The organism is Mumia zhuanghuii, from assembly GCF_042681565.1.
Classification (GTDB): domain Bacteria; phylum Actinomycetota; class Actinomycetes; order Propionibacteriales; family Nocardioidaceae; genus Mumia.
The window spans coordinates 2,131,943-2,146,567 of the sequence record NZ_JBHUFT010000008.1; the positions used below are offsets into that span (position 1 = coordinate 2,131,943).

The window sequence follows — 14,625 nt, forward strand, 5'->3', positions numbered from 1 at the left end:
GCGATGGGTGGCGGGCACGGACTGGCGGCGAGCCTGTCGGCACTGCGCTATCTTCCGGCGGCGATCACCGCGATCGTGACGGTCGCCGACAACGGCGGGTCCTCCGGGCGCCTTCGCGAGGAGCTCGGCGTCCTGCCGCCGGGCGATCTAAGGCAGGCGCTGGCCGCCCTGTGCGGCGAGGACGAGTGGGGACGGACGTGGGCACAGGTCCTCCAGCACCGCTTCGAGTCGCCAGGGGAGCTCGACGGCCACGCACTCGGCAACCTCCTCATCGTGGGCCTGTGGGAGCTGCTCGGTGATCACGTCCACGGGCTCGACCTGATCGGGCAGCTGCTCGGTGCACGCGGACGCGTGCTCCCGATGAGCTCGTTGCCGCTCGACATCGCGGCGTCGGTCCGCCAGCCCGACGGCTCGGTCGGGGAGGTCCGCGGGCAGGCAGCGGTCGCGACGACCGCCGGTGAGGTCCTCAGCGTCTGGCTCGACCCCTCCGACCCGCCCGCCTCGCCGCCGGCGCTGACCGCCGTACGAGAGGCCGAGTGGGTTGTCGTCGGGCCAGGGTCGTGGTTCACGAGCGTGATCCCCAACCTCCTCGTCCCCGAGCTCTCCCTCGCGCTGCATGAGACCTCGGCCCGCCGGATGGTCGTCCTCAACCTCGCGCCGCAGCCTGGCGAGACCGAGGGCTTCTCGCCCGAGCGCCACCTCGAGGTGCTGGGCGAGCACGCGCCCGACCTGACCATCGACGTGGTCCTCGCCGACCGGGCCGCGGTCACCGACGAGGACCATCTGCGTGCGGCGGCGGCCGAACTCGGTGGCGAGCTCGTGCTCGACAACCTCGCGCTTGGCGACGGCAGCCCGCGTCACGATCCGCTGCGCCTCGCAGCCGCCTACGAGCGCGTCATGCATGCGTGTCCGTGACGCGGGCGGAGGGTCCGTACGAGAGCCACGCCACGTCGGGGGCGCGCGTACAGTGGCGCAGGGGTATCTACGTAGCCGGGGGGCCGGCGAGGAAGACACGAGGAGTGGGCGCATGGCGATGACCGCGCAGGTGAAGTCGGAGCTGTCGAGCACGGCGGTCACCAAAGCGTGCTGCCGCAAGGCGGAGGTGTCGTCGCTGCTGAGGTTCGGCGGTGGTCTGCACCTCGTCGGCGGCGCGATCGTCGTCGAAGCGGAGGTCGACACCGGCGCCGCCGCGCGGAGGCTGCGCAACGACATCGCCGACGTGTACGGCCACGCGAGCGAGGTGCAGGTCCTGCAGGGCAACGGCATCCGCAAGGGAACCCGCTGGGTGGTGCGCGTCGTCCGCGAGGGTGCCGCGCTGGCACGCCAGACAGGACTCCTCGACGGCGCCAACCGACCGATCCGCGGACTGCCGCCGCAGGTTGTCTCCGGGGCGACCTGCGACGCGGTCGCGGCCTGGCGCGGGGCGTTCCTGGCGCGGGGGTCCCTGACAGAGCCGGGTCGCTCGTCCGCGCTCGAGGTGACGTGTCCCGGGCCGGAGGCGGCGCTGGCGCTGGTCGGAGCCGCGCGCCGGCTCGGCATCCAGGGCAAGGCCCGCGAGGTGCGGGGGGTCGACCGCGTGGTCATCCGCGACGGCGAGGCCATCGGCGCGCTGCTCACCCGCCTTGGCGCCCACGAGTCGCTGCTCGCGTGGGAGGAGCGGCGCATGCGTCGCGAGGTCCGGGCGACGGCCAACCGCCTCGCCAACTTCGACGACGCCAACCTCCGGCGCTCGGCGCGTGCCGCAGTGGCTGCGGGCGCACGCGTGCAGAGGGCCCTGGAGATCCTCGCCGACGAGGTCCCGGAGCACCTCCAGACGGCCGGCCGGTTGCGCGTCGAGCACAAGCAGGCGAGCCTGGAGGAGCTGGGCCAGCTCCATGACCCGGCCTTGACGAAGGACGCGATCGCGGGCCGCATCCGCCGCCTGCTGGCCATGGCCGACAAGCGCGCGAGCGACCTGGGGATCCCCGACACGGAGGCCAGCCTGACCGACGAGATGCTGGCCGACGGAGCCTGATCTCGGGCCCGGAGTCCGTGTGAGGGGACGTCGGGGCACCGCGATAGGCTCGTGGTGATCGTCAAGACCGATGAGTGATCCTCGAAGGAGAGCGTCGTGACCGTGCGCGTAGGTATCAATGGATTCGGCCGGATCGGCCGCAACTTCTACCGGGCGGCGTTGGCCTCTGGCGCTGATTTCGAGGTCGTCGCGGTGAATGACCTGACCGACAACAAGACCCTCGCGACCCTCCTCAAGTACGACTCGATCCTGGGCCGGCTGCCCGAGGACGTCTCGTACGACGAGACGTCCATCACGGTCGGTGGCCGCAGCATCAAGGCGTTCGAGGAGCGCGACCCGTCGGCGTTGCCGTGGGGCGATCTCGGCGTCGACATCGTCATCGAATCGACCGGCTTCTTCACCGACGCGACCAAGGCCAAGGCCCACCTTGACGCCGGCGCCAAGAAGGTCCTGATCTCGGCACCCGCCAAGAACGAGGACCTGACGGTCGTCATGGGTGTCAACGAGAACCTGTACGACCCGGCGAAGCACCAGATCATCTCCAACGCCTCGTGCACCACCAACTGCCTCGCGCCGATGGCGAAGGCGCTCAACGACGGGCTCGGCATCGAGCGTGGCCTGATGACGACGATCCACGCCTACACCCAGGATCAGAACCTTCAGGACGGTCCCCACAAGGACCTGCGCCGCGCGCGTGCCGCCGCCCTCAACATCGTCCCGACCTCGACGGGTGCCGCCAAGGCCGTGAGCCTCGTGCTCCCCGAGCTCAAGGGCAAGCTCGACGGCTACGCGCTGCGCGTGCCCGTGCCCACCGGCTCGGCGACCGACCTCACCTTCACCGCTGCGCGCGAGACGACGGTCGAGGAGGTCAACGAGATCGTCAAGGCGGCGGCCGAGGGCCCGCTCAAGGGCTACCTCGTCTACACCGAGGACCCGATCGTCTCCACCGACATCGTGACCGACCCGGCGTCGTGCATCTTCGACTCGGGCCTCACCAAGGTCATCGGTGACCAGGTGAAGGTCGTCGGCTGGTACGACAACGAGTGGGGCTACTCCAACCGCCTCGTCGACCTGACGTCGTTCGTCGGCGCGTCGCTCTGACGCGACCGGCCGAACCGACCCACCCCGTACGGAGTCTGGGAGCCACGTGAAGACCATCGACGACCTCGGCGACCTGCGCGGCAAGCGCGTGCTCGTCCGCAGCGACCTCAATGTGCCGCTCGACGGCACCACCATCACCGATGACGGGCGCGTCCGCGCCAGCGTGCCGACGATCCTGCGGCTTGCCGACGCCGGTGCCAAGGTCGTCGTCTTAGCTCACCTCGGCCGTCCCAAGGGCTCGCCCGATCCCGCCTACTCGCTGGGGCCGGTGGCTGCCCGGCTGGCCGAGCTCCTCGGCCAGGACGTGGCGTTCGCGACCGGCACCGTCGGCCCGTCCGCCCACGAGGTCGTCTCCGGTCTCGCTGACGGGCAGGTCGCCGTCCTCGAGAACGTCCGCTTCAACCCGGGCGAGACGAGCAAGGATGACGCCGAGCGTGGCACGTTCGCTGATCAGCTCGCCGAGCTGGGCGACGCGTTCGTCTCCGACGGCTTCGGCGTCGTCCACCGCAAGCAGGCGAGCGTGTACGACATCGCGACGCGGCTGCCCGCGGCAGCCGGCGGGCTAGTGCTGACCGAGGTCGAGGTGCTCCGTCAGCTCACCGAGGATCCCGCACGCCCGTACGCGGTCGTGCTCGGCGGGTCGAAGGTCTCCGACAAGCTCGGCGTCATCGACAACCTCCTCGAGAAGGCCGACGCGCTGCTCATCGGCGGCGGGATGGTGTTCACCTTCCTCGCCGCGAAGGGGGACGAGGTCGGCACGTCGCTGCTCGAGGCGGATCAGATCGACAGGGTCCAGGGCTACCTCGCCCGCGCCGCCGAGAAGGGTGTCGAGATCCTCCTTCCGACTGACGTGGTCGTCGCGCCGGAGTTCTCCGCCGACGCCCCGCCGACGATCGTCGCCGCGGACGGGATCCCGGCCGACCAGATGGGGCTCGACATCGGCCCCGAGTCGGCGGAGGCGTTCGCGCGGCTGATCGAGGGTTCGCGCACCGTCTTCTGGAACGGTCCGATGGGCGTGTTCGAGTTCCCCGCGTACGCGGCTGGCACCAAGGCTGTCGCGCAAGCGCTCACCGCGGTCGACGGCCTGTCGGTCGTCGGCGGCGGCGACTCGGCGGCGGCAGTGCGCCGGCTCGGTTTCGACGATTCACAGTTCGGGCACATCTCGACCGGCGGCGGCGCCTCTCTCGAGTTCCTCGAGGGCAAGACGCTCCCCGGCCTGCAGGTCCTGGAGGGCTGACAACAATGGCGCAGACGCGCACCCCGCTGATCGCGGGCAACTGGAAGATGAACCTCAACCACCAGGAGGCCGTTGTCCTGGTGCAGAAGCTTGCCTGGGTTCTCCAGGACAAGAAGCACGACTTCGACAAGGCCGAGGTGACGGTGGTTCCGCCGTTCACCGACCTGCGGAGCGTCCAGACGATCGTGGACGGCGACCGGATGAAGATCCGCTACGGCGCCCAGGACGTCTCGGTCCACGACGCCGGCGCCTACACGGGCGAGATCTCGGCGGCGATGCTGGCCAAGCTCGGCTGCTCGTACGTGGTCGTCGGCCACTCCGAGCGCCGCGAGTATCACGGTGAGACCGACACGCTGGTCGCGACGAAGGCGCTCAAGACGCTGCAGGCCGGCATGACGCCGATCGTGTGCGTCGGTGAGGGCCTGGAGGTCCGCAAGGAGGGCACGCAGGTCGACTACTGCACCCAGCAGCTCGAGGGCTCACTCGCGGGTCTGTCGCCCGACCAGGTGGCGGAGTCGGTCATCGCGTACGAGCCCGTCTGGGCCATCGGCACCGGCGAGGTGGCGACCCCCGACGACGCCCAGGAGGTGTGTCTGGCGCTGCGCGAGCAGGTTGCCAAGACGTGGTCCTCCCAGGCTGCGGACCGGGTGCGTATCCTGTACGGAGGATCGGTCAAGGCAGCGAATGCTCCCGCGATCATGGCGCAGTCCGACGTGGACGGTGCCCTGGTGGGAGGCGCGAGCCTCCAGGCGGACGAGTTTGCCGCCATCTGCCGGTTCTATGCTCTCCCCGACCTGTCGGGCGTGGCATGAGCCACGACCGATCCCGTACGACTCGTAAGGACGATCCGTCGTGATCCTCACCTTCTCGATCCTGCTCGTCTTGTCGAGCGTGCTGCTCATCGTTCTCGTGCTGATGCACAAGGGCCGTGGTGGCGGTCTCTCCGACATGTTCGGCGGCGGTGTATCGAGCAGCCTTGGTGGCTCGTCCGTCGCAGAGCGCAACCTCGATCGCATCACGGTCGGCACGGCCGTCGTGTGGGCGATCAGCGTCGTCGCGCTCGGCTTGCTCTACCGGTTCAGCTAGCCGGTTCATTTTCTTTAGCGCTGCACCTCGACCCGAGGTGCAGCGCCGTTTACACTCACTATCGACCCGGCGTCAGCCGGTGGCGATGACTTGTGACGAGGGGCGAGGAGTCCACAGGTGTCAGGTGGTGCCATTCGAGGAAGCCGGGTCGGGTCGGGCCCGATGGGCGAGGCCGAGCGGGGTGATGCTGCTCCACGGCGAGCCATCTCCTACTTCTGCTCCAACGCACACACGACCGTGCTCAGCTTCGCGCTCGAGGCCGATGTGCCCGAGTCGTGGGACTGCCCGCGCTGCGGGCTCCCAGCGAGCCAGGACCACGAGAATCCGCCGACGGCTCCCAAGATCGAGCCGTACAAGACGCACCTCGCTTATGTGAAAGAGCGTCGCAGCGACGACGAGGCCGAGCAGATCCTCTCTGAGGCGCTCGAGACCTTGCGGGCGCGACGAGCCCGCGGCGACGTCATCTACTGACACGCGCCTCCTGCACCCGCGGTCCCGAGGTGGGGCCGCGGGTCAGTGCTTTCACTCCCGCGAAGAACCGAGCGGTCAGCGCAGCGCGTCGGGAACGGCTGACGCTGCGCCTTCGTCGAGCATCCACATCGTCTGCTCGGTGCCCCGTACGCCGGCGGCGGGGGTGGTCTCGACCGGATCGCCTGCGAGGGCTCGGGCGACCGCGTCGGCCTTGCCGGCGCCCGACACCAGGAACCACACCTCGCGGCCCCGGTTGAGGGCGGCGAAGGTGAGGCTCACCCGCGCCGGCGGAGGCTTCGGTGAAGAGGGCTCGGCGATGGTGTCGCGGTCGTTGACGGTGAGTGTGGGCTTGCCCGGGAACAGCGAGGCGACGTGGCCGTCCGGGCCGACGCCGAGCATGACCACGTCGAAGACCCGACCCCGGACGACATCAGCGTAGGAGTCGGCCGCCTCGTCGAGAGTCAGAGTTCCGTCGTCGGCGGGCATCGCGTGGACGCGCGACTCGTCGACATCGAGATGGTCGAGGAGCGCGCGCCGCACCTGCCGCTCGTTGCGATCGTCGCTGCCTGGAGCCACGAAGCGCTCGTCTCCCCAAAAGAACTCGACTCGCGACCAGTCGACTCGTCCGTCCTCGGCACGCGCCGCGACCGTACGGTGGATCTTGTCGGCGATCGTGCCACCGGTGAGCACGACGCTGGGGACGCGCCCCTGGGCCTGCAGGGCGGCAAGCGTGGAGACGAGCTGGTCGGCGACGCTGCGTGCGAGCTGGTCGGGGTCGCGATCGACTATGACCTCAGGGTCGTCGTCCACGTCAGGCCTCTGCCTTCTTGGTTGTGCGCTTCGCGGCTGGCTTCTTGGCGGCCGCGGTGCTCTTCGCCGCCGCAGCGGTCTTGGGCGCCGCCTTCTTGGCGGGGACGCGCTTCGGGGTCCTCTTCACATCCTTCGCGGGCCCGCCGTCGAGGGTCGGCTTGGTCCGTCCCGAGGTCTTGGACCGGCCGGACGAACTGCGGTCCTCGCGGCGCAGGAGACGCTGGACCGTCTCGGCGTACACGTCGTCCTCGTCGAGCCGCCGGAGGTCCTCAGCGAGGAGCTCGGCGGTCGTACGGCGCTTGAGGGCGACCGAGCGCTCAGCCTCGCCCGGGACGAGGAACCGACCGTTGCGTCCGTCGTGGCGGATCACCGCGACATCCCCGATCGTCGAGTGCAGCCGGACCTCGGTGAGGCCGGGCCCGCGAGAGACGGCGTGGTGAACCGGCACCTTCAGGCGCGCCTCGATCCACGCGACGAGCAGGTCGGCGCTCGGGTTGCCGCGCTCGGCGACGACGGTCGCGCCGCTGACGATCAGCTCGACCTGGTCGAGCGCGGCGGCGAGAAGGGCGCGCCACGGCGTGAGACGTGTCCAGGCGAGGTCGGTGTCGCCGGGGTGGTACGAGCGCGCGACCCGGAGAAGAGCGGCGTGGCGCGTCCGCGCGGCAGCGGCATCGGTGATCCTGCGGGCGGCCAGCGAGCCGAGCGGGTCCAGCGCGGGAACCTTCGGGGCGGAGCCGGGCCACCACGCGACCACGGGGGAGTCGGGGAGCAGCAGCGGGAGGACGACGGACTCGGCGTGCTGGGTGAGCTCGCCGCTCATCCGCAAGATCACCGACTCGCCGGCGCTGTCGTTGCCGATCCGCACCTGCGCGTCGAGGCTCGACGGCCCGCGCCTGGAACGCAGGATCACGCCGAGGACTCGGGCCGGGTGCTCGCGGGAGATGACCCTGGAGGCGCGCATCGCGTCGTAGTAGCGAGCCTCGTCGGTGACCACGATCAAGGTGAGGACCATGCCCATCGCCGGGCTGCCTGCGGCGATCCGCGCACGGACGAGGGCAGCAGCGACCGCACTGGAGCTGGTGTCGTTCAGGTCGACCTTCATCGCACTCCTCGCTCGTCAGCACTCGTCTCACGTGCTCGCGGTGACCTGCTCACGGCCGCCGCCACGCCCGTCCGTCCCTCGCCAGCATCTCGTCCGCGGACTTCGGCCCCCAGCCTCCGGAGACGTACGGCTCCGGCATGCTGATGCCCCGCTTCGACTGCTCGGCCCAGTAGTCGATGATCGGATCGAGGATCTTCCACGACAGCTCGACCTCCTCCTGCTGGGGGAACAGCGGCGGGTCACCGAGCAGCACGTCGAGGATCAGGCGCTCGTACGCCTCGGGACTCGACTCGACGAACGTGCCGCCGTACGCGAAGTCCATGTTGACGTCGCGCAGCTCCATCGCGGTGCCGGGCACCTTGGAGCCGAACCGTACGGTGACGCCCTCGTCGGGCTGGATCCGCATGACGATCGCGTTCTGGGTGAGCTCGGTGGTGTCGTACTTCGCGAACGGCTGGTGCGGGGCCCGCTTGAACACGACGGCGATCTCGGTCACGCGCCGAGCGAGCCGCTTGCCGGTGCGCAGGTAGAACGGCACACCCGCCCAGCGCCGTGTCTCGATGTCGAGTCGGATCGCCGCGTACGTCTCCGTGGCTGAGGTCGGCGGGATGTCTTCCTCGTCGAGGTAGCCCTTGACCTTGATGCCTCCGGCCCAGCCGGCGGTGTACTGGCCGCGCGCGGTGTGCAGGTCCATCCGTTCCGGTGTCCGCGCCTGCGCGAGGACCTTCTGCTTCTCCAGGCGCAGGCTCCTGGCGCTGAAGGAGACCGGCGGCTCCATCGCGACCAGCGCCATGAGCTGGAGGAGGTGGTTCTGGATGACGTCCCGTGCGGCGCCGATGCCGTCGTAGTAGCCCGCACGACCGCCGATGCCGACGTCCTCGGCCATCGTGATCTGCACGTGGTCGACGTAGTGGGAGTTCCAGACCGGCTCGAAGAGCTCGTTGGCGAAGCGGAAGGCGAGGATGTTCTGGACGGTCTCCTTGCCGAGGTAGTGGTCGATCCGAAAGACCGACTCCGGCGGGAACACCTCTGACACGACGTCGTCGAGCTCAATCGCGCTCTCGAGGTCGTGGCCGAACGGCTTCTCGATGACGACCCGGCGCCACGAGTCACTACGCGGCGTGGCGAGCCCGTGCTTCTTGATCTGGCCGACCACCGTGGAGAAATAGCCGGGCGGGATCGACAGATAGAACGCGTAGTTGCCGCCCGTGCCGCGTTCGAGGTCGAGCTCGGTCACCGTCTTGGCGAGGTGCTCGAACGCCTCATCGTCGTCGAACGCACCAGGGACGAACCTGAAGCCCTCGGCGAGCTGCTTCCAGACCTCCTCGTGAAACTCCGTACGGGCGTACCTCTTGACCGACTCGTAGACGACGTGGGCGAAGTCCTGGTCCTCCCACTCGCGCCGGGCGAAGCCGACGAGCGAGAAGCCGGGCGGAAGCAGACCACGGTTCGCGAGGTCGTACACCGCAGGCATCAGCTTCTTGCGCGACAGGTCACCGGTGACGCCGAAGATCACCAGACAGCTCGGCCCGGCGATGCGGGGGAGTCGCCGGTCCTCCGGCTGACGCAGCGGGTTGACATACGGGATCGGCCCGCCCTGCGAAGCCCGGCTCACCCGAGCGCCTCCCGCAGCGTGGTGCGTGCGGCCTCGGACCCGTCGAGGTGCAGACGGAGCACCGGGCGCCCGCGCTTGCTGAGCACCGTCGCGTCTCCGACAGCCTGCGCGCGCAGGAATTCGCCGAACGTGAACGGCCGGCCGGGGACGGCCAGGTCCTGGTCAGGCTCGGTCGTGACCTGGAGGTAGACACCGGTCGCGGGGCCACCCTTGTGGTACTGGCCGGTGGAGTGGAGGAAGCGGGGCCCCCATCCGAACGTCGTCGGCCGGCCCGTACGCGTGGCGAGCACGTCGCGCACCGCGGCGAGGCCGGGGTCGCCGTACCGGTCGAGGTAGGCCTGCACGGCGAGGTAGCCGCGCTCGGGGTCCAGCTCGTCGAGCAGGGCAGCGATGGCCTCACGGACGGTCGTCACGTCCTCCGGCAGCCAGCCGCTGGTGTCGTATACCGTGACCCCGCCGTCGGTGAAGGCCGCGACCGGCGCGGACGACCCGCCGTCGAGCATCTCGCGAGCCGCCTGCTTGGCGCTCTCGACGTCGGGCTGGTCGAACGGGTCGATGCCGATCATCCGACCGACGATCGCGGTCGCGTACTCCCAGAGCAGGAACAGCGCACCGAGCGGCGCATCGACCGCGAAGCCGTAGCCGGAGGCGGCCTCGGGGTCGTCGTCGCGCATCGGACCGATCACGCCAACGACCTCGTCCGCGGTGTTCGGCGTCGCGTTCGGTGCGCCGGGGCTCGCGACGACGACGGGCAGCACGCCCTTGCCCTGCTTGCCGGTGGACTCCGCGACGAGCTGCTCGGCCCAGTCGCCGAACCCGACGTTGCGTGACCCCGCATCGGCGAGCACGAGCTTGTCGACACCGTGCGCGTTCGCGACACCGAGCAGCGCGGCCAGCACCAGAGCCGGGTTGGTCTCGTCGTCGGCAGCGACGTCCTCGGCGATCTCGTCGGCCTGCTCCAGCAACGCACCGATGTCGGCGCCTGCGAGGCCGCTGGGGACGAGCCCGAACGCGGTCAGTGCCGAGTAGCGGCCGCCCACCTGCGGGTCGGCGTGAAAGACGCGGTAGCCCTTGTCCGTCGCCTCCTGGTCCAACGGCGAACCCGGATCGGTGACGACGACGATGCGCTCGGCGGGGTCGATGCCCGCGATCTCGAAGGCGTGCTCGTACGCGCGGCGCTGGCTGTCGGTCTCGACGGTGCCGCCGGACTTGCTCGAGACCACCACGACGGTGCGAGCGAGATCGACATCGATCGCCTCGCGGACCATGTCCGGGTCAGAGGAGTCGAGCACCGTCAGCGGGACCCCCGCTGTCGCGCAGATCACCTCCGGCGCCAGCGACGACCCGCCCATGCCGCACAGCACGATGCGGTCGAGACCGCGCCCGCGCAGGTCGTCGCGCAGCGCGGTGACCTGGCTGACGAGCGGGACCGAGGTGACGTGCAGGTCGACCCATCCGAGTCGCTTGCCCGCCTCCTCCTCGGCTTCGGGGCCCCACAGCGTCGCGTCGTGCGCAGCGATGCGGCTGGCGACCTGGTCGGCGACGAGCCGCTCGATCGCTTCTGTGAGCTCGTGCTCGTCGGGATAGGCAAGTCCCAACTCGAAACCTGCCGGCGCGCTCTCGTCCTCCACGGATCCCCCTTGTGCGTGGCCTCAGCCGCGGCGGGTGCGCGCGGCCGTGAGCTGGTCCTGCATGGTGCGGACGAGATCCGCCCACGAGGACTCGAACTTCTCGACACCCTCGGACTCGAGGGTCGCCATCACATCGTCGTAGTCGACGCCGATCTCGGCAAGTGACCTGAGCACCTCCTGCGCCTCGTCGGCGGTGCCCGTGAGGGTGTCGCCGTGGACCTCGCCGTGGTCCTTGAACGCAGCGAGAGTCGCGTTGGGCATCGTGTTGACGACGCCGGGCGCGACGAGCTCCGTCACGTACATCGTGTCGGGGTACTCCGGGTTCTTCACGCCGGTCGACGCCCACAGCGGACGCTGGCGGTTGGCGCCCTTGGCCTCGAGCGCCGCCCAGCGCTCGGAGCTGAAGAACTCCTCGTACGCGGCATAGGCGAGGCGCGAGTTGGCGATGCCGGCCTTGCCCATGAGCGCGACGGCCTCGGATGTGCCGATCGCGTCGAGGCGCTTGTCGACCTCGCTGTCGATGCGGCTGACGAACACCGACGCGACCGACTGGATCGTTGACAGGTCGACGCCGTTGGCCGCGGCCTGCTCGAGACCGTACGCGTAGGCGTCCATCACCGCGCGGTAGCGCTCGATCGAGAACAGCAGAGTGACGTTGACGCTGATCCCCTCGGCAATGGTCGCTGCGATCGCCGGCAGACCCTCGCGGGTCGCGGGAATCTTGATGAAGACGTTCGGCTCGCCGACCTTGTCCCAGAGCTTCTTGGCGGCGGCGATCGTCTCGTCCGTGTCGTACGCGAGCGTGGGGTCGACCTCGAGGGACACCCGTCCGTCCGTGCCGAGGGTCTCGCCCCAGACACCGCGCAGGATGCGGGCCGCCTCACGGACGTCGGTGGTGGTCACCTCGAAGATCGCGTCGGCGACCGTCGTCTGGTCGGAGGACGCGAGCAGCTCGTCGAGCTGCCCCTCGTAGCGTTCGCCCTCCTTCATCGCCGAGGCGAAGATCGTCGGGTTGCTGGTGACGCCCACGACGTGGTCGTCCACCACCAGGGACGCGAGCGCGCCGGTCTCGGTGAGCTCACGCGAGAGGTCGTCGAGCCAGATGGACACACCCGCCTCGCTGAGTGCCTGCAGTCGGTCGGTCATCGCTGTCTCCTCCGTCTTGGGTGGACGCCGTCGCGCGGCGTCGCTCAGTGGTCGGTCTGCGGGAGGACGGTGTCGACCGGCTTCGCGAAGACGCCGACACCTCCAGTGTGCCCCGCAGCCGCGATGCTCTCCTTGGCCGCGCTCACGACCGCGTCGGCGGTGATGCCGAACTGGTCGTACAACGTCTGGTACGCCGCCGAGGCGCCGTAGTGCTCGAGGCTGACGGTGCGGCCGGCATCGCCGACCACGTCGCGCCAGCCCTGGGCGATGCCGGCCTCGACGCTGACACGTGCCCGCACGTGCGGCGGGACCACCGAGTCACGGTAGGCCTCGGTCTGGCCGTCGAACCACTCGCGGCACGGCATCGAGACGACACGCGCCTGGATGCCCTCGGCGGCGAGCTGCTCGCGGGCGGCGACCGCCAGCTGGACCTCGGAGCCGGTGCCGATCAGCACGACGTCGGGATCGCCGGCGGTGTCGAGGAGGACGTAGCCGCCCTTGGCGGCGTCCTCAGCCGGGGCGTAGCCGTCGGTGCCACGCGGGAAGACCGGCAGGTTCTGGCGGCTCAGGGCGAGCGCCGCCGGGTGGGTCGCAGACTCGAGGACCTTCTTCCAGACGGCGATCGTCTCGTTCGCGTCGGCCGGGCGGATCACGTCGAGGCCCGGGATCGCGCGCAGCGCGGCGAGGTGCTCGACCGGCTGGTGGGTCGGGCCGTCCTCGCCGAGCCCGATGGAGTCGTGCGTCCAGACGTAGGTGACCGGGATCTGCATGAGCGCCGCCAGGCGGACCGACGGGCGCATGTAGTCGGAGAAAACGAGGAAGGTGCCGCCGTACGGGCGCGTGGGGGAGTGCAGCGCGATGCCGTTGAGGATCGCGCCCATGCCGTGCTCGCGGATGCCGAAGTGGAGCACCCGGCCGTACCAGTCGCCGGAGAACATCTTCGACGCGTGCTCGGGCGGCAGGAACGACGGCTCGCCCTTGGGTGTGGTGTTGTTGGAGCCGGCGAGGTCGGCCGAGCCGCCCCACAGCTCGGGGAGCTTCGGTGCGGCGGCGGTGAGGAACGCGCCCGAGGCGACACGGGTCGCGACGCCCTTCTCGTCGGGCTCGTACGTCGGGAGCCCGTCGTCCCAGCCGTCGGGCAGGCCACGGGCCTGGAGGCGATCGATCAGGGCGGCGCCTTCGGCGTGCGTGGCGCGCCAGGCGTCGTACCGCTCGTCCCACTCGGCCTGCAGCTTCTCGCCGCGCGTGCGGGTCTCGCGGGTGTGCGCGATGACCTCCGGCGCGACGTCGAAGGTCTTGTCAGGGTCGAAGCCGAGGACCTTCTTGGTCGCTGCGACCTCGTCGACGCCGAGAGCGGAACCGTGGGAGGCGCCGGTGTTCTGCTTGTCGGGCGCGGGCCAGGCGATGATCGTCCGCAGCGCGATGAGGCTCGGCTTGTCCTGGGCCTGCTTCGCGGCCTCGAGCGCGTCGTACAGGCCCTGGACGTCCTCCTCGTAGTTCTCGCCGCCGTGGGTCCAGTCGACGAGCTGGACGTGCCAGCCGTAGCCCTCGTAGCGGCGCAGCACGTCCTCGTTGAACGCGACGGATGTGTTGTCCTCGATGGAGATGTGGTTGTCGTCCCAGATCACCGTGAGATTGCCGAGCTGCTGGGTGCCGGCGATCGAGCTGGCCTCGGACGTCACGCCCTCCTGCATGTCGCCGTCGGAGGCGATCGCATACACGTGGTGGTCGAACAGCCCCTCGCCGATCGGCACGTCGGGCTCGAGGAGGCCGTGGCGTCGGCGTGCGGCCATCGCCATGCCGACGGCGTTGCCGACGCCCTGGCCGAGCGGGCCGGTGGTCACCTCGACGCCGGCGGTGTGGCGGAACTCGGGGTGCCCGGGGGTCTTGCTGCCCCAGGTGCGCAGGGCCTCGATGTCGGCGAGCTCCAGGCCGAAGCCGGTGAGGTAGAGCTGGATGTACTGGGTGAGGCTCGAGTGGCCGCACGACAGGACGAAGCGGTCGCGCGCGATCCAGTGCGGGTCGGCGGGGTTGTGCTTCATCACCTTGTTGTAGAGGAGGTACGCCGCAGGGGCGAGGCTCATGGCGGTGCCGGGGTGGCCGTTACCGACCTTCTGGACGGCGTCCATCGCCAGGACGCGGACGGTGTCGACCGCCTTGCGATCGAGGTCGGTCCACTCCAGCTGGGTGCTCACGTCGGGATGCTCCTCGTACGGTTGCGCGGGTTGCCGGCGCGGCGCATGCTCGAACGCCGGATCACGTTCAGGTCTCGTGTCGAGCCTACTCGCGCCGGTGATGGCGTGGGGATCGGCTCCCTGCCGGTGGACAGAGGGCTTGCGCGGGCGTGGCGGCCGTCACGTCGGGTTGCTCCCCGATGCACCCGGGGGTGCATCGGGGAAACGGTTGACTAGA

Annotated in this window: 13 protein-coding genes; 7 read left to right on the plus strand and 6 right to left on the minus strand. The window is 70.0% G+C overall.

Features of this window, described 5'->3' with window-relative positions; all coding sequences use genetic code 11:
* Nucleotides 1–3: 3 nt before the first annotated feature.
* The 7 genes from ACFSDF_RS18695 (at nucleotide 4) to ACFSDF_RS18725 (ending at nucleotide 5,909) form a co-directional block, all read left to right on the plus strand.
* Nucleotides 4–915 (plus strand): gluconeogenesis factor YvcK family protein, encoded by a 912-nt coding sequence (locus tag ACFSDF_RS18695; protein ID WP_167004816.1) that lies wholly within the window; start codon nucleotides 4–6, stop codon nucleotides 913–915.
* Between the two features lie 112 nt (nucleotides 916–1,027).
* A complete protein-coding gene (whiA, locus tag ACFSDF_RS18700; protein ID WP_167003005.1) occupies nucleotides 1,028–2,014 on the plus strand; it encodes a DNA-binding protein WhiA in 987 nt (328 codons plus the stop codon).
* Nucleotides 2,015–2,110: 96 nt separating this feature from the next.
* The gene (gene gap / locus ACFSDF_RS18705; RefSeq protein WP_167003003.1) at nucleotides 2,111–3,115 is read left to right on the plus strand and encodes a type I glyceraldehyde-3-phosphate dehydrogenase; all 1,005 of its coding nucleotides are present in this window, start codon (nucleotides 2,111–2,113) and stop codon (nucleotides 3,113–3,115) included.
* A 46-nt stretch (nucleotides 3,116–3,161) separates the two neighbouring features.
* Nucleotides 3,162–4,352 carry a phosphoglycerate kinase gene (locus ACFSDF_RS18710; RefSeq protein WP_167003001.1) on the plus strand — a complete coding sequence of 397 codons (1,191 nt, stop codon included), beginning with the start codon at nucleotides 3,162–3,164 and terminating at the stop codon, nucleotides 4,350–4,352.
* A gap of 5 nt (nucleotides 4,353–4,357) precedes the next feature.
* Complete coding sequence (gene tpiA, locus ACFSDF_RS18715; protein WP_167002999.1) at nucleotides 4,358–5,164, plus strand: triose-phosphate isomerase; 807 nt, start codon at nucleotides 4,358–4,360, stop codon at nucleotides 5,162–5,164.
* 40 nt (nucleotides 5,165–5,204) lie between these two features.
* Entirely contained in the window at nucleotides 5,205–5,438 is a 234-nt protein-coding gene (gene secG / locus ACFSDF_RS18720; RefSeq protein ID WP_167002997.1) for a preprotein translocase subunit SecG, read from the plus strand.
* A gap of 117 nt (nucleotides 5,439–5,555) precedes the next feature.
* Entirely contained in the window at nucleotides 5,556–5,909 is a 354-nt protein-coding gene (locus ACFSDF_RS18725) for an RNA polymerase-binding protein RbpA (RefSeq protein ID WP_167002995.1), read from the plus strand.
* A 75-nt stretch (nucleotides 5,910–5,984) separates the two neighbouring features.
* On the opposite strand, the gene pgl is transcribed toward ACFSDF_RS18725, so the two are convergent.
* Genes pgl through tkt form a run of 6 tightly spaced genes read right to left on the minus strand, consistent with a single transcriptional unit; the run spans nucleotide 5,985 to nucleotide 14,408 of the window.
* Nucleotides 5,985–6,719 (minus strand): 6-phosphogluconolactonase, encoded by a 735-nt coding sequence (gene pgl, locus ACFSDF_RS18730; protein WP_167002993.1) that lies wholly within the window; start codon nucleotides 6,717–6,719, stop codon nucleotides 5,985–5,987.
* 1 nt (nucleotide 6,720) lies between these two features.
* Nucleotides 6,721–7,821: a glucose-6-phosphate dehydrogenase assembly protein OpcA gene (locus tag ACFSDF_RS18735; RefSeq protein ID WP_167002991.1), complete on the minus strand. Its 1,101-nt coding sequence runs from the start codon at nucleotides 7,819–7,821 to the stop codon at nucleotides 6,721–6,723.
* A gap of 49 nt (nucleotides 7,822–7,870) precedes the next feature.
* A complete protein-coding gene (gene zwf / locus ACFSDF_RS18740; RefSeq protein WP_167250841.1) occupies nucleotides 7,871–9,436 on the minus strand; it encodes a glucose-6-phosphate dehydrogenase in 1,566 nt (521 codons plus the stop codon).
* Nucleotides 9,433–11,067 carry a glucose-6-phosphate isomerase gene (locus ACFSDF_RS18745; protein WP_377158683.1) on the minus strand — a complete coding sequence of 545 codons (1,635 nt, stop codon included), beginning with the start codon at nucleotides 11,065–11,067 and terminating at the stop codon, nucleotides 9,433–9,435. The genes zwf and ACFSDF_RS18745 overlap by 4 nt, the downstream gene beginning before the upstream one ends.
* Before the next feature lie 21 nt (nucleotides 11,068–11,088).
* A complete protein-coding gene (tal, locus tag ACFSDF_RS18750) occupies nucleotides 11,089–12,213 on the minus strand; it encodes a transaldolase (RefSeq protein ID WP_167002986.1) in 1,125 nt (374 codons plus the stop codon).
* A 44-nt stretch (nucleotides 12,214–12,257) separates the two neighbouring features.
* Nucleotides 12,258–14,408, minus strand: coding sequence for a transketolase (tkt, locus tag ACFSDF_RS18755; RefSeq protein ID WP_377158685.1), 2,151 nt, complete (start codon nucleotides 14,406–14,408; stop codon nucleotides 12,258–12,260).
* Nucleotides 14,409–14,625: the final 217 nt, after the last annotated feature.

Coding starts and splice junctions, on each gene's coding strand:
- tpiA (WP_167002999.1), top strand. CDS start 4,358: ATGGCGCAGACGCGCACCCCGCTGATCGCGGGCAACTGGAAGATGAAC.
- whiA (WP_167003005.1), top strand. CDS start 1,028: ATGGCGATGACCGCGCAGGTGAAGTCGGAGCTGTCGAGCACGGCGGTC.
- tal (WP_167002986.1), bottom strand. CDS start 12,213: ATGACCGACCGACTGCAGGCACTCAGCGAGGCGGGTGTGTCCATCTGG.
- ACFSDF_RS18695 (WP_167004816.1), top strand. CDS start 4: ATGGGTGGCGGGCACGGACTGGCGGCGAGCCTGTCGGCACTGCGCTAT.
- ACFSDF_RS18735 (WP_167002991.1), bottom strand. CDS start 7,821: ATGAAGGTCGACCTGAACGACACCAGCTCCAGTGCGGTCGCTGCTGCC.